Origin of the sequence: Bradyrhizobium sp. AZCC 1721, from assembly GCF_036924715.1 — a bacterium.
GTDB lineage: Bacteria > Pseudomonadota > Alphaproteobacteria > Rhizobiales > Xanthobacteraceae > Bradyrhizobium.
The window spans coordinates 706,608-723,635 of record NZ_JAZHSB010000001.1; the positions used below are offsets into that span (position 1 = coordinate 706,608).

16 protein-coding genes, 1 tRNA gene and 2 pseudogenes are annotated in these 17,028 nt (G+C 63.1%); 7 read left to right on the plus strand and 12 right to left on the minus strand.

Going from position 1 to position 17,028, the window contains the following annotated elements:
* Positions 1-34: 34 nt before the first annotated feature.
* The 3 genes from def (at position 35) to truA (ending at position 2,578) form a co-directional block, all read left to right on the plus strand.
* Positions 35-562 carry a peptide deformylase gene (gene def / locus V1273_RS03360; RefSeq protein ID WP_334383956.1) on the plus strand — a complete coding sequence of 176 codons (528 nt, stop codon included), beginning with the start codon at positions 35-37 and terminating at the stop codon, positions 560-562.
* Between the two features lie 188 nt (positions 563-750).
* A complete protein-coding gene (fmt, locus tag V1273_RS03365) occupies positions 751-1,683 on the plus strand; it encodes a methionyl-tRNA formyltransferase (protein ID WP_334383955.1) in 933 nt (310 codons plus the stop codon).
* 157 nt (positions 1,684-1,840) lie between these two features.
* Positions 1,841-2,578 carry a tRNA pseudouridine(38-40) synthase TruA gene (gene truA, locus V1273_RS03370; protein WP_334383954.1) on the plus strand — a complete coding sequence of 246 codons (738 nt, stop codon included), beginning with the start codon at positions 1,841-1,843 and terminating at the stop codon, positions 2,576-2,578.
* Positions 2,579-2,699: 121 nt separating this feature from the next.
* On the opposite strand, the gene dapE is transcribed toward truA, so the two are convergent.
* From dapE to rpmH, 12 genes and pseudogenes are all read right to left on the minus strand, one after another.
* The gene (dapE, locus tag V1273_RS03375) at positions 2,700-3,866 is read right to left on the minus strand and encodes a succinyl-diaminopimelate desuccinylase (protein ID WP_334383953.1); all 1,167 of its coding nucleotides are present in this window, start codon (positions 3,864-3,866) and stop codon (positions 2,700-2,702) included.
* Complete coding sequence (locus tag V1273_RS03380; RefSeq protein ID WP_334383952.1) at positions 3,859-4,365, minus strand: DUF805 domain-containing protein; 507 nt, start codon at positions 4,363-4,365, stop codon at positions 3,859-3,861. Before V1273_RS03380 ends, dapE begins: the two co-directional genes overlap by 8 nt.
* Before the next feature lie 184 nt (positions 4,366-4,549).
* Positions 4,550-5,395 carry a 2,3,4,5-tetrahydropyridine-2,6-dicarboxylate N-succinyltransferase gene (gene dapD, locus V1273_RS03385; RefSeq protein ID WP_057846067.1) on the minus strand — a complete coding sequence of 282 codons (846 nt, stop codon included), beginning with the start codon at positions 5,393-5,395 and terminating at the stop codon, positions 4,550-4,552.
* Positions 5,396-5,490: 95 nt separating this feature from the next.
* Positions 5,491-6,474: pseudogene (locus V1273_RS03390) on the minus strand (IS30 family transposase); the annotation flags it as partial.
* A gap of 155 nt (positions 6,475-6,629) precedes the next feature.
* Positions 6,630-7,325 carry a pyrimidine 5'-nucleotidase gene (locus tag V1273_RS03395; RefSeq protein WP_334383951.1) on the minus strand — a complete coding sequence of 232 codons (696 nt, stop codon included), beginning with the start codon at positions 7,323-7,325 and terminating at the stop codon, positions 6,630-6,632.
* Between the two features lie 429 nt (positions 7,326-7,754).
* The gene (locus V1273_RS03400; RefSeq protein ID WP_334366252.1) at positions 7,755-8,798 is read right to left on the minus strand and encodes a DUF1036 domain-containing protein; all 1,044 of its coding nucleotides are present in this window, start codon (positions 8,796-8,798) and stop codon (positions 7,755-7,757) included.
* 32 nt (positions 8,799-8,830) lie between these two features.
* Positions 8,831-9,727: an acetylglutamate kinase gene (gene argB, locus V1273_RS03405; protein ID WP_028347942.1), complete on the minus strand. Its 897-nt coding sequence runs from the start codon at positions 9,725-9,727 to the stop codon at positions 8,831-8,833.
* 104 nt (positions 9,728-9,831) lie between these two features.
* On the minus strand, positions 9,832-10,203 hold the full coding sequence (locus tag V1273_RS03410) for a DUF423 domain-containing protein (protein WP_334408716.1): 372 nt from the start codon (positions 10,201-10,203) through the stop codon (positions 9,832-9,834).
* Complete coding sequence (yihA, locus tag V1273_RS03415) at positions 10,203-10,853, minus strand: ribosome biogenesis GTP-binding protein YihA/YsxC (protein WP_334408717.1); 651 nt, start codon at positions 10,851-10,853, stop codon at positions 10,203-10,205. The genes V1273_RS03410 and yihA overlap by 1 nt, the downstream gene beginning before the upstream one ends.
* Before the next feature lie 152 nt (positions 10,854-11,005).
* Complete coding sequence (gene yidC / locus V1273_RS03420) at positions 11,006-12,859, minus strand: membrane protein insertase YidC (protein ID WP_334366255.1); 1,854 nt, start codon at positions 12,857-12,859, stop codon at positions 11,006-11,008.
* Between the two features lie 20 nt (positions 12,860-12,879).
* Positions 12,880-13,224, minus strand: a complete 345-nt coding sequence (gene rnpA, locus V1273_RS03425; RefSeq protein WP_334366256.1) for a ribonuclease P protein component — start codon at positions 13,222-13,224, stop codon at positions 12,880-12,882.
* 27 nt (positions 13,225-13,251) lie between these two features.
* A complete protein-coding gene (gene rpmH / locus V1273_RS03430; protein WP_008542748.1) occupies positions 13,252-13,386 on the minus strand; it encodes a 50S ribosomal protein L34 in 135 nt (44 codons plus the stop codon).
* A gap of 420 nt (positions 13,387-13,806) precedes the next feature.
* Here rpmH and V1273_RS03435 point away from each other — a divergent pair, with 420 nt between their 5' ends.
* From V1273_RS03435 to V1273_RS03445, 4 genes and pseudogenes are all read left to right on the plus strand, one after another.
* Positions 13,807-15,282, plus strand: coding sequence for a HAMP domain-containing sensor histidine kinase (locus V1273_RS03435; protein ID WP_334366257.1), 1,476 nt, complete (start codon positions 13,807-13,809; stop codon positions 15,280-15,282).
* Between the two features lie 323 nt (positions 15,283-15,605).
* Positions 15,606-15,682, plus strand: a tRNA-Arg gene (locus V1273_RS03440).
* Positions 15,683-15,712: 30 nt separating this feature from the next.
* Positions 15,713-15,808: pseudogene (locus V1273_RS33985) on the plus strand (hypothetical protein); the annotation flags it as partial.
* Positions 15,809-15,954: 146 nt separating this feature from the next.
* The gene (locus V1273_RS03445) at positions 15,955-16,581 is read left to right on the plus strand and encodes a glutathione S-transferase family protein (protein ID WP_334408719.1); all 627 of its coding nucleotides are present in this window, start codon (positions 15,955-15,957) and stop codon (positions 16,579-16,581) included.
* Positions 16,582-17,028: the final 447 nt, after the last annotated feature.

The window sequence follows — 17,028 nt, forward strand, 5'->3', positions numbered from 1 at the left end:
GTCAGCGGCTTAAATCCCGCGCCAGAGAAAAATCATGGCCATCAGAGAAATCATCATCCTGCCGGACAAGCAGTTGCGGCTCGTCTCCAAACCTGTCGAAAAGGTGACGACGGAGATCCGCAAGCTCGCCGACGACATGTTCGAAACCATGTACGACGCGCCCGGCATCGGTCTGGCCGCGATCCAGGTCGCGCAACCTTTGCGGTTGATCACCATGGATCTCGCCAAGAAGGACGAGAACGGCGAGACCAAGCCGAAGCCGCGGGTGTTCATCAACCCGGAAATCATCTCCTCGTCCGAGGAAATGTCGGTCTACGAGGAGGGCTGCCTTTCGATCCCCGAATATTACGAGGAGGTCGAACGCCCGGCGCGGGTTCGCATCCGCTACACCGATCTCGACGGCAAGGTGCATGAGGAGGACGCCGATGGCCTGTTCGCCACCTGCATCCAGCATGAGATCGACCACCTCAACGGCGTGCTGTTCGTGGACTATCTGTCGAAGCTGAAGCGCGACCGCGTGATGAAGAAGTTTATGAAAGCCGCCAAGCGCGCGGCGGGGTAGGCGTTTTTCCGCCGTGATCCATCAGCCGTCATGCCCGGGCTTGACCCGGGGTATCCACGTCCTTTTTGTGCCGCACTAAAGACGTGGATGGCCGGGGGCGCAGACAAGTGTACGTAGTCTGCGCAAAGCAGACTACTATGCCCGGCCATGACGGAATAAACTAACGCCGTCCCGGGATTTTTCACTTCATGCCACTCCGCCTGATCTTCATGGGCACGCCCGATTTCGCAGTGCCGACGCTGCTCGAACTCGTGGCCCACGGCCATGAGGTTGTGGCGGTCTATACCCGTGCGCCAAAGCCGGCAGGGCGCGGCATGAAACTGCAGTCGACCCCGGTCGAGCAGGAAGCGCGGCGGCTTGGGATTCCCGTAATGACGCCGGGGACGCTGAAGACGCCGGAAGCGCTTGCCGAATTCCGCGCGCACAATGCCGACGCCGCCGTCGTCGTCGCCTACGGCATGATCCTGCCGCAGGCCATCCTCGACGCGCCGCGCTACGGCTGCTTCAACCTGCACGCTTCGCTGCTGCCGCGCTGGCGCGGTGCCGCCCCGATCAATCGCGCCATCATGGAAGGTGATGCCGAGACAGGCGTGATGGTGATGAAGATGGATGTTGGCCTCGACACCGGCGACGTCGCCATGGCCGAGCGGCTCGCGATCACGGACTTAATGACGGCGGCCGACCTGAACGACGCGCTGGCGCCGCTCGGGGCCGACCTGATGGTGCGCGCCATGGGCGGGCTCGAGCGCGGCGGGTTGCAGCTCAAGAAACAGAGCGAAGACGGCGTGACCTACGCCGCCAAGATCGACAAGGCCGAGGCGCGGATCGACTGGAAGCGACCGGCACGCGAGGTGCTGCGGCATATTCACGGACTGTCGCCGTTTCCGGGCGCCTGGTGCGAGTTGGCTGCCGACGGCGAGCCGGCGCGGATCAAGATTCTGCGCTGTGAGTTGGCGAAAGGTTCAGGTGCGCCCGGCGAGGTGCTCGACGATGGTTTGACGATCGCCTGTGGTGACGGCGCGATCCGCATTCTGGAACTGCAACGCGAAGGCAAGGCGCGGATGAAGGCCGCGGATTTCCTGCGCGGTACGCCGCTGAAGGCTGGTGCGCGGTTTTCTTAACGCTGTCATACCCCGCGAAGGCGGGGTATCCAGTACGCCGCGGCCTTCGAGATTGAACCGAGGAGCCGCAGCGTACTGGATCATCCGCCGGAGCCTGTCATCCGGCCGGCCAAAGGCCGGACCGGTTGGCGGATGACGACGGCCCTACTGGATTGAGATGCCCCGCTACAAACTCATCATCGAATACGACGGCACGCCGTTCTCCGGCTGGCAGATCCAGGATAACGCGCCGACCGTGCAGGGCGCGCTGGAAACCGCGGTGAAGGCGATCTGCGGCGAGGACGTGCGCGTCCATGGCTCGGGCCGTACCGATGCCGGGGTTCATGCGCTGGCGCAGGTCGCGCATTGCGATATCCAAAAGCCGTTTCCGCCGGGCCGGCTGCGCGATGGGCTGAACGCGCATTTGCGCCCGCATCCGATCGGTGTGCTCTCGGCGGAGATCGTGGCCGATGATTTCGAGGCACGTTTCTCGGCCAAGAGACGCCACTACCGCTACCGGATCACCAACCACCGCGCTAATCTGGCGCTCGATATCAAGCGGAGCTGGCGGGTGCCGCGGCATCTCGATACGGATGCGATGGACGCCGCAGCCAAGAGGCTGCTCGGCAAGCACGATTTCACGACGTTTCGCGACACCGAGTGCCAGGCAAAATCGCCGGAGAAGACGCTCGACCAGCTCGACGTGATCAGGGAAGGCGATCAGGTTTCGATCCTCACTTCCGCGCGCTCGTTCCTGCACAGCCAGGTCCGCTCGATGGTGGGCTCACTGGTCTGGGTCGGCGAAGGCCGCTGGAGCGCCGACGACCTCGCCGCGGCGCTCGCCGCCCGCAACCGCGCCGCCTGCGGCCCGGTGGCGCCTCCGGAGGGGCTGTATCTGGTGCGGGTGGAGTATTAGCTGACGCTGACGATGTAGGATGGGTGGAGCGAAGCGATACCCATCATGTTCGCGGCGAGATGATGGGTATCGCTGCGCTCCACCCATCCTACGGTTCTGTGCGGATGGTGGCGGCGGTGCACTAGGCAAAATACCTTTCCAACACCCCGCGATAGATCTTCGTCAGCTTCTCCAGATCCGACACCGGCGTGCGTTCGTTGATCTGGTGCATGGTCTGGCCGACGAGGCCGAATTCGATCACCGGGCAGTAGCTCGAAATGAAACGCGCGTCCGAGGTGCCGCCGGAAGTCGAGAGCTCCGGCTTGCGTCCGGTGATTTCCTCGATCGCGCTTACTGCGAGATCGGTGAACGCGCCCGGCTTCGTCACGAACACGTTGGAGTTGGAATATTCCCACACGATGCGGGCGCGGATGCGGTTGCCGCAGGCCTTTGCCAGCCGCTCCTCGACCAGCGCGCGCAAGCTTTCCTGCGTGTGGTTGTCGTTGTAGCGGATGTTGAATTTTGCACGCGCCTGTCCGGGGATGACGTTACCAGCAGTATTGCCGACATCGACGGAAGTGAACTCGAGGTTTGACGCCTGAAACTGCGCGCTGCCATGGTCGAGCGGCTCGTCGGAGAGCGCTGCGATCAGCCGTGAAATATCAGGCACCGGGTTCGACGCGCGGTGCGGATAGGCGACATGGCCCTGCACGCCGTCGACGTAGAGCGTGCCGGACTGCGAGCCGCGGCGGCCGATCTTGATGCAATCACCCATCACCTCGACGTTGGAAGGTTCGCCGAGCACGCAATGATCGAATTTTTCGCCGCGCTCGGCGCACCACTTCAACAGCTTGATGGTGCCGTTGACCGAAATGTCCTCTTCGTCACCCGTGATCAAAAATGAGATCGAACCCCGGCCATCTTTTTGGGGCTTGCCGCCGTTGTCGGCAAGATATTGCAGCACGGCTGCGACGCTGCAGGCGATGCCGCCCTTCATGTCGACCGCGCCGCGGCCATAGAGATAGCCGTCCTTGACCTCGCCCGAGAACGCGCCAAGCGTCCACGCGGCCTCGTCGCCGGGTGGCACCACGTCGGTATGGCCGGCAAAGGTGATGTGCGGCGCGCTGTCGCCGATCCGAGCGTAGAGGTTGTCGATATCGGCGGTGCCTGGCTCGCCGAAGGTGACGCGATGCACCTCGAAGCCGGCGCCCTTCAGCAGACGTTCGAGCACGCCGAGCGCACCGGCGTCGGCAGGGGTGACAGAAGGGCAGCGGACGAGATCGCGGGTGATGGAGACGGCGTCATTCATACCCCGGCTTAACACGCCAAACCGGCGGCGGGCCAGCCTTGTGCGGCGCCATTTCGATCTCGCTTTGCTGATCCCAGCGCGGCCGCGCATCGCGCGGCGGAGGCGGCGTCAGCGGGTTGGCGCCGAACCGGTTGGTGTTTCGCGAGCCCTTCAGGCAGTACATTTCGACGAAGCCCCACACGCAGAGGACGGACGCGGCAACGGCTAGCGGCAGGTCGGCGTAGGAATCGGGAAGCCGGTCTGCAAACTGATTGTAGAGGCCGGGCAGAACGAAGAACGGCGCCATCCACCATCCGCTCTTATCGCGATCATGCAGCCGCTTGATGGAGGTCGCGAAATAGACCCACATGAGCAGCGACGTGCTGACCAGCTTGATCAAGAGCCGGGGGAGGTCGGCCAATGTCAGGGACCGATATGCGTCGGGATCGACCAGCTTGAAGAGGTCCGTAGCGCCGAAATGGAAGGATACCGGGGCCGCCGAACAGGCTGTGGATCGCAACGATTACCGTCCCCAAAGACATCATCAAGCCCAACAGGACCAGCATCGCGAGCCACATTTTGGCGCGGTTGATGCGGCCGTCGAAGCGGAAAAGGAACCAGACCCAGTCCATGCGAAACCCCGGGCGGCGGCAAAGCCCGCGGCCCGGAGATTGGTCGCATCGGAGGGATTTTAGGTTCGAGCCCTAATCCCGCAGCAATTCGTTGATGCTGGTCTTGGCGCGGGTGCGCTCGTCGACGCGCTTGACGATCACGGCGCAGGCCGTCGATGGGCCGGGCTGGCCGTTCTTCAGCGGTTTGCCGGGCAGGGCGCCGGGAACCACGACCGAATATTCCGGCACTTCGCCGATGAAGGTTTCGCCGGTCTCGCGGTCGACGATCTTGGTGGAGGCGCCGAGGAACACGCCCATTGCCAGCACCGCGCCCTTGCGCACGATCACGCCTTCGGCGACTTCCGAGCGCGCGCCGATGAAGCAGTCGTCCTCGACGATCACAGGTTCGGCCTGCAGCGGCTCCAGCACGCCGCCGATGCCGACGCCGCCGGAAATATGCACGCGCTTGCCGATCTGCGCGCAGGAACCAACCGTCGACCAGGTGTCGATCATGGTCGCCTCATCGACATAGGCGCCGAGATTGACGAAGGAGGGCATCAGCACGACGTTGCGGGCGATGAACGCCGAGCGGCGCACGATCGCGCCGGGCACGGCGCGGAAACCGGCATCGCGAAAACGGTTCTCGCCCCAGCCCTCGAATTTCGACGGCACCTTGTCCCACCACGACGCCTTGCCGGGGCCGCCGGGAATCTGGCCCATGTCGTTGAGGCGGAACGACAGCAGCACCGCCTTCTTCAGCCACTGATTGACCTTCCACTTGCCCGAGGCCTCACGCTCGGCCACCCGCGCCTCGCCTTTGTCGAGCAGCTCGAGTGCGTGATCGACGGCCTCGCGAACCTCGCCCTTGGTCGCCGTCGAAATGCCGTCGCGGGCATCGAAGGCGGAATTGACGGTGGATTCGAGCGCGGACAGGGACATCGGGATTCCTCGGGGGATTGGGCAAAGTCGGTGGGCTTTTTCGGGATTTGGAGGGTGAGAGTCAAGGCACGATGTCGTCCCTGCGAACGCAGGGAGGTGGATTCACACTCGAAGTGCAACGCTTTGGCAAAGGACTCGGCGGGGGTCCTGAAGTCAAGGCATTTGCGTGGGGTGTTGTTGTAGGTAGCGATGGACTGGCGGAAGCGGGCGGTTGAGAGGGCTGCCAGATCGGTTTTGCGTGGGATGAAGCGGCGCATTCGTCCGATGGCGTTCTCGATGCCGCCCTTTTGCCAAGGGGCGTAGGGATCGCAGAAGAAGGTCTCGATCGCCAGATCGTGCAGTGCCAGGTGGCCGGCGAATTCGGTGCCGTTGTCGAAGGTGACGGTCTGGCGCAGCGTATCCGGCAGGGCAGCGAACAAGCGAACGAGATGGCGTGCGACGCCGTGGGCGGCCTTGCTGGCGAGGCGCACGGCCAGCAACAGGCGAGAGGTTCGCTCATGCACGGTGAGGATGGCCTGACCGTATTTTGAGAACATCATCAGGTCGGCCTCCCAATGACCAGCGGTCTTGCGATCGGCAGCCTCGAGAGGTCGATTGGCCAGGGAAACACGGCCTTCAATGAAGCTTGCGGGGCTGGCTTTCCTGCAGCGATGGCCGCGCTTGCTCTTGCCGCGCGGCAGATAGCGCCGCCAGCGGCAGTCGTTGCTGCGCTTGAGCTGCGCGTAGATGAAGCGATAGATGCTCTCGTAGGAGATCACCTTGCGCCCATGCTCGCGCGCCAGCCGGCCGGCGACCTGTTCGGGAGACAAGCCGTGGGCGAGCCGTTCCATCCGAGCGCGGCGCAGGTCGGGCTCCCGTTCCAGGCGAGAGCCCGTCCAGCGCCGCGCTCGCGCCTGTTGCTGGGCATAGCTCGGCTTGTATCCGACCTGGGAACCCCGATTGCGGTTCAGCTCCCGAGAGATCGTTGATGGCGAGCGATCCAAAGCTGTCGCGATTTGCCGAAGCGAATTGCCGGCGGCAGAAAGCCGGGCAATCTCGCATCGATCTTCAAGGGAAAGCTGCTCGTAACTCTGCCCCATGGCAACACCTCCCGTTGGAAGTGTTGCACTTCGTTTGTGAACCTAGGGACCCATAACCACAGGCCGTGGTGAATTGAGCATGGCGTCAACCACCGACCTTAATCAGCGCGGCCGCCGCGTATGGGTCCCTGCGTTCGCAGGGACGACGGAAAGAGTTATCCGTTGCCGCTCAACCTCTGCAAAAACCCCGTCAAATCATCCGTGACATGATCGACGTAAGCTGCATCGCGGCCTTCCAGCTCCCAGTCCTCGCGCACCACTTCCTTGGCGCCGTCAGGCACCACCAGCACCGTGGTCATGCCGAGCTGGTGCGGCACCACGAGGTTGCGGGCGAGATCCTCGAACATCGCCGACCTCAGGGGATCGACGCCGTGGACGCGCAGGAACCTGTCGTAGGTCTGCGGCGCCGGCTTCGGCTCCAGCTCGGCGGCGATGATATCGAACACCGCCTCGAAATGCGCAGCCAGACCGAGCCGCTCCAACACCGCGCCGGCATGATCGGTCGAGCCGTTGGTCAGGATCAGCTTGCGCCCCGGAAGCTTTGCGATCGCAGCCCCCATCGTCGGGTTCGGCTCCAGCGGCGAATGATCGATCTGGTGCACATAGGCGAGGTAATCGTCGGCGCGCACGCCGTGCTCGGTCATCATGCCGCGCATGCTGGTGCCGTAACGGCGGTAATAGTCCTTCTGGATCACGCGGGCTTCTTCCGCGGAGATCTTCAAGTAAGCGCTGATGAACTCGCCGATCCGTGCGTCGACCTGCTGCCACAGATTGACGTGATGCGGGTACAGCGTGTTGTCAAGATCGAACACCCAGGTGTCGATGTGGCTGAAGGAGCGGGGGGATCTCATTTTTGACACTGCTCTATCTCCCCGTCGTCCCTGCGAACGCACTAGGGCATGCACACTTGTTGCGCCGCAAATACTCATGAAAAGCCAAGGGTTTTTGCACTTCTCAAGTGTTGCGACGTAGTTTTGCTGCGCGCGCTCTCCACCCCACCGAAGCGCTGGATTCCGATCTTGCGCGAAAACGCCAGCCTCGATTCCAAAATTTCGATGAGCTCGCATCTTCGATTCTAAAATTGCATATGAAGCCTGAATCGCACTGCAACATGTGTGCATCCACTAGTGCGAACGCAGGGACCCATACGCCGCGGCGGTTGTTGGTGAGCACAGTGCGCATTGCCTTTTGTCGCGGGTAGGATCCTAGGCCTAACTCGGTTCGGTGGTTATGGGTCCCTGCGTTCGCAGGGACGACGATAGAGCGTGCGCCGTGCTTCATCACGGCATCGCAAATCGCAGCGTCTTGCCGCCGCTACTCATATCGACCGTCGCAAAGCCGATTGCGGCAAGTCCGCGCGTGCCGCAATCGCTCTGTTCGGATATCTCGAACTTGCTTTCGCGCGTGCAGAGCTGTTTCGGGCCGCCCCAGTTCAACGGCTTGTCCCGATACTTGATGGCGCGGTTTTCGCCGTCGACGGCTTCGGCAAAACTGTAGACCTGTTTGGGCTGGCCGATCACATCGGGATGCAGGCACTTGCCGGGATCGATGCGGTACCAGCCGCGGCTGGTCACCGCCTTGCCGTCGTCGGTGGCGACCGCCGCCATGATCTTGTGCGGCGTGTCGTTGCACCAGGTCAGCCCTGTGGAGGAGGGCTTTTGCACGGCGTCGATCATGGTGGCGAAGAAGTTTTGCGACTGCACGATTTCGGCCGCCAGTCCGCGGCTCTTCAGAAAGGCGCTCAAGGCCCCTTGCGTCTTCGGTCCGTCGACGCCGTCGATCGGCGCGGCGTCATAGCCCGCGATCACCAGGAGCCGCTGGATGCCGGCGAGCCGCGCCTGCTCGTCGTCATACTCGGAATCTTCGGCCAGATAGGCGACAAGGGTGCCGTCGTCGGTCCGCGTCGGCGTGATCTGGGTGAACGGCGCCGGCGTCTGGTTGCCGCGGCACTGGCGGGCGGCGGCGATGACGAAATTGTCCGGCGCGATGCACAGCGTGTCGTTGCCGTTCTGCGGGATCGGCGAGGCGCCGTAGACGCCCAGCGCACGCGCGTTCAACAGGATGCGGTCGGCGGTCAGCGCGCCCTGCAGCACCACCCGGCAGGCGGCCGGATCGATCCGGAACCAGCCGCGCGTCGCAGTCGCCGATTTCTCGTCGATGCCGATCGCGGCCTCGACGACGTAGCTCATGCGGTTGCAGAGCTTTAAGTCGGCAAACGCGGGCAGCGCGGAAACGAACAGCGAGGTCATTGCGGCCGGCAGCGAAATCAGGAAGCGTGCAAAGCGCGGCCGTCGCAATGCCCTCCGCTCGTCATGCTTGGCCATGACGGCCCGTATGCGCGTCGCCGCTTTGCTCATCACTTGTGGATCAGCGTGCCGGTGCCTTGATTGGTGAACAATTCGAGCAACACGGCGTGCCGCATCTTGCCGTCGATGATGACGACGCCCTGCACGCCCTGTTCCAGCGCGTAGATGCAGGTCTCGACCTTCGGGATCATGCCGCCGGAAATCGTGCCGTCGGCGATCAGCTTTCGCGCGTCCTTCACCGATAATTCCGGAATCAGCTTCTTCGACTTGTCGAGCACGCCGGGAACGTCGGTCAACAGCAATAGTCGCTTGGCCTTGAGCGCGCCGGCCACCGCGCCGGCAAACGTGTCGGCGTTGATGTTGAGGGTGTGGCCGTCATGCGAGGTCGCCAGCGGCGCCAGCACCGGGATCAGTTCATAGCCGATCAACTGGTTCAGCAGCGTGAGATCGACCTTGTCGGGATCGCCGACAAAGCCGAGATCGATCGCTTTCTCGATGTTGGAATCCGGATCGACCATGGTCCGCGACGTCTTGGTCGCCTTCACCATGTTGCCGTCCTTGCCGGACAGTCCGACGGCCTTGCCGCCGGCTTCATTGATGTAGCCGACGAGTTGCTTGTTCACCGAGCCCGCCAGCACCATTTCGACGATCTCAATCGTGGCGGCATCGGTGATGCGCAGCCCGGCGGCGAATTCCGACTGGATACCGAGCCGCTTGAGCATGGTCGCGATCTGCGGCCCGCCGCCATGCACCACCACCGGATTGATCGCGGTCTGCTCCAGAAGCACGATGTCGCGCGCAAACGCCTTGGCGGTTTCCTCCGCGCCCATGGCGTGGCCGCCATATTTGATGACGATGGTTTCCTCGTCATATTGCTGCATATGCGGGAGCGCTTCCGACAGGATGCGGGCCTGATCGAGCGGGCTGATATCTTGCGCTGATGTCATGAAGCGGGTCTCGCCATTTTCGGATGTCGGGCCGGGTTCTATCCGATTGGCGGGCAGGGCGCAAAGTGGGTTGTTTCCTTCTCCCCTTGTGGGAGAAGGAAGAGTCACTCCCGCCGCGGCCAGGCCGCCGAAACCGCCAACGCCAGCCAGCTCGCGATCAGCAGTGTCCCGCCAGTCGGCGCGGCCATCGTAAACAGCCCATGCCCGGCATAGTGCCGCAGCGTCAAATCGCCGGCGAACAGGCTCGCTGCGAGAACAAGGCCGAAAGCGGCCGCGATCCCGATTTTCGCGTGAACGATCCCGCGCTCGGCCAACGCGACGCCGCCCAATACCGCGCTGGCGTGAAACAACAGCATTGACGACGCCGACACCAGCCGCGACGCATCCGCGCCATGGGCGGAGGCTGCCGCCAGCATGACACCATCAGCGCCCATGATGGCAGCGAACACGATCAGGATGCGGCCGGTGCGGTTCATCAGCCGCGCTCCTTCAACAGGCGCGCCATCGCCGCGCGCAATTCCGGCATGCCGGCACTGGTGCGCGAGGAGGTCACCAATACATCCGGAAACGCCGCCGGATGCTTGGCGAGCGCGGCCGTTGTCTCGGTGATATTGGTCTGAAGCTCGGCGGCCTTCACCTGATCCGCTTTCGTCAGCACCACCTGGTAGCTCACGGCGGATTTATCCAGCGTCTTCAGCACGTCCTGGTCGACATCCTTGATGCCGTGGCGCGCGTCGATCAGCACATAGACCCGCGCGAGCGTGGCGCGTCCTAACAGGAATTGATGAATCAGCTTGGTCCAGGAGGCGACCTTGGTTTTCGGCGCCGAGGCATAGCCATAGCCGGGCATGTCGACCAGCCGCAGCCCGGCCTTGTCAGGCCCTTCGAAGAAAATCAGTTCCTGGGTGCGGCCCGGCGTATGCGAGGTGCGCGCCAGCGCGTTGCGCCCCGTGAGCGCGTTGATGAGACTCGATTTGCCGACATTGGAGCGGCCGGCAAACGCCACTTCCACGCCCGCCATCGGCGGCAGTGTCTCGATCGAGGGCGAGGCCCAGACGAACTTCCATTCGCCGGCGAAGAGTTTTCGTCCCTCTTCGATCAGCTCCGCATCGATGTCAGCGCTCATGCGAAGATCCCATGCCCTTCGTCATGGCCGGGCTTATCCCGGCCATCCATGTTCGTTTCCGTCACCAGCACCGTAAAGACGTGGATGCCCGGCACAAGGCCGGGCATGACGGGTTGGAGAATGTCGGTATGGCTGCCGAAGGCGCCGCCGCGTCACGTCTTCTCGGCGGCCTTCTTCGGCGCGAACGTCGCCTTGAGATTGTCGAACAGCTCCACCTTCACGCCGTTCTTTCGCATGATGTAACTCTGCTGGATCACCGAGAGCAGGTTGTTCCAGGCCCAGTAGATCACGAGACCCGCCGGGAAGCCGGCCAGCATGAAGGTGAAGATCAGCGGCATCCAGTCGAAGATCATCTTCTGGGTCGGATCCGGCGGCGTCGGGTTCAGCTTCATCTGGAACCACATCGTGATGCCCATGATGATCGGCCAGACGCCGAGCGCGAGGTAAAATCCGATCACCGGAATGTGCGTCGGATCGAAAGGCAGCAGACCGAACAGATTGAACAGGTTGGTCGGGTCCGACGCCGAGAGATCCCTTATCCAGCCGTAGAACGGCGCATGGCGCATTTCGATGGTGACGAACAGCACCTTGTAGAGCGAGAAGAACACCGGAATCTGCAGCGCAATGGGAAGGCAGCCCGCGATCGGGTTGATCTTCTCCTTGCGGTAGATCTCCATCATCTCCTGCTGCTGCTTCTGGCGGTCGTCTGGATAGCGCTCCTTCAGCGCCTGCAGTTGCGGCTGCACCGACTTCATCTTCGCCATCGAGGCGTAGGACTTGTTGGCGAGCGGGAAGAACAACAGCTTGATCAGCACCGTCACCAGCAGGATGGAGAGGCCGAAATTGCCGACCAGATGGAAGAAATAGTCGAGCAACAGGAACATTGGCTTGGTGATGAAGTAGAACCAGCCCCAATCGATCAATAGATCGAATTGGTTCAGCCCGAGCTGCTTGTTGTAGCCGCCATGGCCGGCAAACGGGAAGTTGATGCCGACGACGCTGGCCTCCTTGGCGCCGGCGAACAGCCGCGCATTGGCGCTGCCAGTGCCGCCGATCGCAATCGTCTGCGGATCCAGCAGGTAGTCGGTCTGGTAGGTGCGCTTGGTGCCGGCCAGGTTGGAGGAGAAGCGCGCCTGCAGCCTGGCGGTGGTGTCCGGCAACAGCGCCGACGCCCAGTATTTGTCCGTGATGCCGAGCCAGCCATTGGTGACGTTGAAGGCGACCGACTTAACTTCGTCGATCTTCGAGTAGCTGTATTCCTGCAGGCGCTGGTCGCCGAGATAGCCGATCAGGCCTTCATGCAGGATGTAGTAGCCCGAGACCTCCGGCGTGCCGTGGCGGGAGATAAGGGCGAACGGATAGAGCGTGACCGGCGCATTGCCGACGTTGGTGACGTCGTCCTTGATGGTGAAGAGATAGCGGTCGTCGATTGCAATGGTGCGGCGGAAGGTGAGACCTTCGCCATTGTCCCATTTCAGCGTGACCGGCCTCTCGGGACTCAGGCTGCCGGAGCCTTCCTGCTGCCACACCGTCTCGCGATCGGGAAGCTTGGCGGTTGAGCCGGAGGCGGCGACCCAACCGAATTCCGCGTAATAGGGATGCGCCGTCCCCGAGGGCGAGAACAGCACGATCGCCGGCGACTTCGGATCGACGGTGTCGCGGAATTTCTCCAATGCGAGATCGTCGATGCGCGCGCCCTTCAGCGCGATGCTGCCGGAAATACGCGGCGTCTCGATCTTGATGCGGGGCGAGGCGGCAATCGCGGTGTCGCGGCTGACGACCGGCTGGGCCGGCTGGCCGGCAGGCGCGCCGGCGGAGGGCGTCGCGCCCGGTTGCGGCGTGGTGGAGCCGGGAGCCGTCTGCGGCTGCGACTTGTTAAGTTCGGCCTGGGTCTGCTGTTGCGCACGCTGCCGCTCCATCTGCGGCATATTGTAGAAATACTGCCAGGCGATCAGCACGAGGCCGGACAGAATGACGGCGAGGATGGTGTTGCGGTTGTCGGTCATCGTTTTTGAGGTCTCGCCATTCAATTCGGATGTTTGGTCGGCTGCCGGTCGAGGCGATGCAGCGCCGAGCGGAGATCGTCGAGCATGGTTGCGAAGTCGCGGGTGAGCGCGGCGCGACGGCCTACCAGCACATAATCATGGTGCGGTCGCATCGATATGACGTCCAGCCGCTTCACCAGTTCGCGAAGCCTGCGCCGGATGCGATTGCGCTCGGTAGCAGTACCGTTCTTTTTGGTAACGGTGAAGCCGATTCGGATCGGGCCGTCATCGTCGCGGGCTCGGCGCTGCACCACGAAGGCAGCGCTGTTGGCCCGCGTGCCATTGGCAACGGCGAGAAAGTCCGCCCGCTGCCTCAGCCGATCCATGAATGAAATCTCCGGAAAGGTTCCGGCTCAGGCGCTCAGACGCTTGCGGCCGCGCGCACGGCGAGCGGCGAGAACCTTGCGGCCGCCGGCGGTGGCGAGACGGGCGCGGAAGCCGTGACGGCGCTTGCGCACCAGTTTGCTGGGTTGATAAGTCCGCTTCACGGGTAGTTCTCCGCTGACCGGGCAATTTGCCTGTTGGATTGAGATGCGTCCGATGATGCGGGCCGGCCCGAAATGGGCCATTTACGGCCCAAAGCGAGCCGCCCCCGGCTGAAACCGGGCCATCGCGGACAATTGGCGCGGCTTATACGGGAGCGACCTGTTTTCGTCAATGTCGGGGGCTGCCGCATCAGCCCTTCTTTGAAACGTCGCAATTGGGGCGAATATATCTGTTTTCGTGGGGTTTTCAGGGGCAGGACGGCGACGCGCCCGGACCATTGGAACCACGGCACATTAGCGATCGGTAATTTGACCGTTCGGTGGCCCAAACGCATCCTCGGAATCACGGGAACGCGAACTTATATGGGCCGCGCGACCTGGGTTCGGCGGGCTCCGAAAGCAGAGATATCAAGGCGGATAATCGTGTCAGCGACCGACCAGCCGACTCTTCAAGCGCCGCGGCCTTCGGGCCCGCGGCGGCTCGGCCTGTCCGGCAAGCTCCTGCTGCTCACCATTCCGCTCGTGATGATCGCGCTCCTGATGATCTACGTGCCTTCGATCGCGAATTTCTGGACCAATCGGCTGAACGACCGCCTCGCCGCGGCCAATACCGCCGCCTTGGTGCTGGACGCCGCGCCGCTCGGCATGGTCCCGGATTCGCTGGCCCGGCAGATTCTGACCAGCGTCGGCGCGCGGGCGGTCGCCATCAAGATGGGGCAGCAGCGTCGGCTGCTCGCCAGCGCCGACCTGCCGCCGGCGATCGACCGTGACATCGACATGCGGACGCTCACGGTGTGGTCCGCTATCGTCGAGTCCTTTGAGACCATGCTGGAGCGAGGCAACCAGACCATCCGCGTGGTGGGGCCCGCGCCCGGCGGCGCCCAATTCATCGAAGTCGTGGTCGACGAGAAGCCGTTGCGGCTGGCGATGTACCGCTTTTCCAGCAACCTGCTGCTGGTCTCGCTGGGGATCGCGATGCTGGCCGCGGGGCTGGTTTACCTCGCGCTGCATTATCTGTTTGTCCGCCCGATGCGGCGGCTGACTGCCAATCTCGTCGGCTTCCACGAAAACCCCGAAAGCGCGGCGCGCATCATCGTGCCGAGCCAGCGCAGCGACGAGATCGGCGTCGTCGAGCGCGAACTGTCCGACATGCAGCGCGACCTCGTCTCGATGCTCTCCCAGAAGAGCCGGCTTGCCGCGCTCGGGCTTGCGGTGTCGAAGATCAACCATGATCTGCGCAATCTTCTGGCGTCCTCGCAATTGCTGTCGGATCAATTGGCCAGTGTGCCCGATCCGCGGGTGCAGCGCTTTGCGCCGAAACTGATGCGCTCGCTGGAGCGCGCCATCGACTTCTGCCAATCGACGCTGTCCTATGGCCGGGCTCAGGAAGCCGAGCCCGACCGCCGCTTGATCCAGGTCGAACCCGTGGTCACCGAGGTGCGCGAATCTGCCGGCCTTGCCGCCGACGCCTCGATCACCTGGATCAACGCCATCGAGCGCGGGCTTTCGATCGACGCCGATCCCGACCAGCTCTTTCGCGTGCTGCTTAACCTGGTGCGTAACGCGGTGCAGGCGCTCGACAGCCGCCCCAAGGGCGACACCGCGACATTGCAGATCCGAATCACCGGCCGCCGCGAAGGCTCGGTCGCGATCATCGAGGTTTCCGACACCGGTCCGGGCGTGCCGGCAAAGACGCGCGAGCACCTGTTCGAGGCGTTCCAGACCTCCGGCCGCCCCGGCGGCAGCGGGCTGGGCCTGGCGATCGCCGCCGAGTTGGTCCGCGCCCATGGCGGCGACATCCACCTGGTCGAAGGCACCATTGGTGCCACCTTCCGCGTCTCGATTCCCGACCGCCCGGTGGAACTACAGAGCGTCCGCAACGAGCGGGCCCGGGCGTAAGCAGTTGATCCTCCACGTCGTTCCGGGGCGATGCCACCGGGTCCGCGCGAAGCGCGGCCCGATGACAGGCTCTGCATCCTCCGCATCGAAGCCGGAATCCAGAAGTCGTGGCGCGAGATTCCCCGATGTGCGGGGCACATCCGAGGTTTGCGCTGTGATGCGCCCGGAATGACGGAAATACTGCCCGGAATTGGCCCCCCGATCGCATTTCCCCACCTTGCCAAGCGAAGCCGGAGCGGGTAGCTAAAGCGCTCTTTCGCGACCGTCCGAGGTCTTTGTCGGACGCATCCGGGCCTCTTAAAGCCCAAATGCCAAGCGAAAACGCGCCCGTAGCTCAGCTGGATAGAGCACCAGACTACGAATCTGGGGGTCAGGAGTTCGAATCTCTTCGGGCGCGCCATTTCACTGCGATCAAGCGCGCGGCTTTGCCGTGACCCGCACCTCCGGCAGCCACTATCGGCTGGTCCACCGAGCCGATTCGGCGCGCAAAGTGACGGTGCCGTACCACGCCGATGATCTCAAGCGCGGCACATTGCGCTGTCGGCGTCATCAGAAAGATGCAATGCGCTCGGCAGACTACCTCTCGGTAGAACAACACACGATCCTGAAAGGCGCTGTCGGCAGCGGTTGCTATAGGCAGATATCTCAAGCAAACGCCAAGGGAGAGACCCCATGTATATCCTTTATCACTTTCCATTTTCTCAGCATGGGCGACGGGTCGTCGCGCTACTTGAGGAAGCTCGCATTCCCTATGAGTTGCGCGTCGTCGACATGGCGTCCGGCCAGCACATGTCTGACGACTTCCGCAAAATCAATCCGAACCATCAAGTCCCGGTGCTGATCGATGGAGATCTCACGCTCACCGAATCGAACGCTATTCTGCGCTACCTCTGTACCAAGCATGACCTGATTGAGTGGTATCCTCGGGCCGCCGACTCGCGCGCCCGGGTGGAACAATGGCTTGACTGGAACCAGTGCCGCCTCGGCCCCGCCGTGGTCGATATCGTCCTCAACAAGGTATTCCTCGGCCCCAATGGCGACGCCTCCGCAATCGAGCGTGGCGAACGGCGATTGGCGGATGTCGCTCCGGTCCTGGAAGCCAGGCTGTCACGTTCCGCCCATGTCGCCGGAGACACGCCAACGATCGCGGACCTGTCGATTGCATCGAACTTGACCCAACTCTATCTTGCCGACGCTTCGCCAAAGACACCCGCCACCGTTGCATGGTATCGCAAAATGGAAGCGCTAAGCGGTGTCAGGGCATCGTGCGCGCCCATGCAGGCCAAGACGAAGGGTTAACGGCCAACCTCGTCCCGAGCACACGCCACAAAACGCTAGAGCATGCTGTTTTTTACCGGAATCGGGATTCCCAGTCTGGAGAATCTCTGATTCAAACTCGATGCTGGGAACGCGGGCCCAGCATGGATGGCGCGCCCCCTTTTGGAAGACACGCGGCCTGCGCAAGGGCAAATACTATCGCGCCGAGCCAGCCTGCAGATACCGCGGCCGGCCAGAACGGCAAGGGTGTGAGCCGGTTGAGCGCGAGCCCAGTAAGCACTGCGACCGCCCACGCGATCGGCGGCCGGACAATGACGTCAGCGGTACCTGCCGTGTCAGCCATGGCGGAACCTGCGTTCCTTTCGATGTAGCCAGCCGAAGTTATTTGCAGGCGTAGCGTAAAATCGCAGGCAGTCCGAAATGAGCGTGCCCGAAGCTCTTCGCGCCGTGGATGGCGTAGTGCTACCG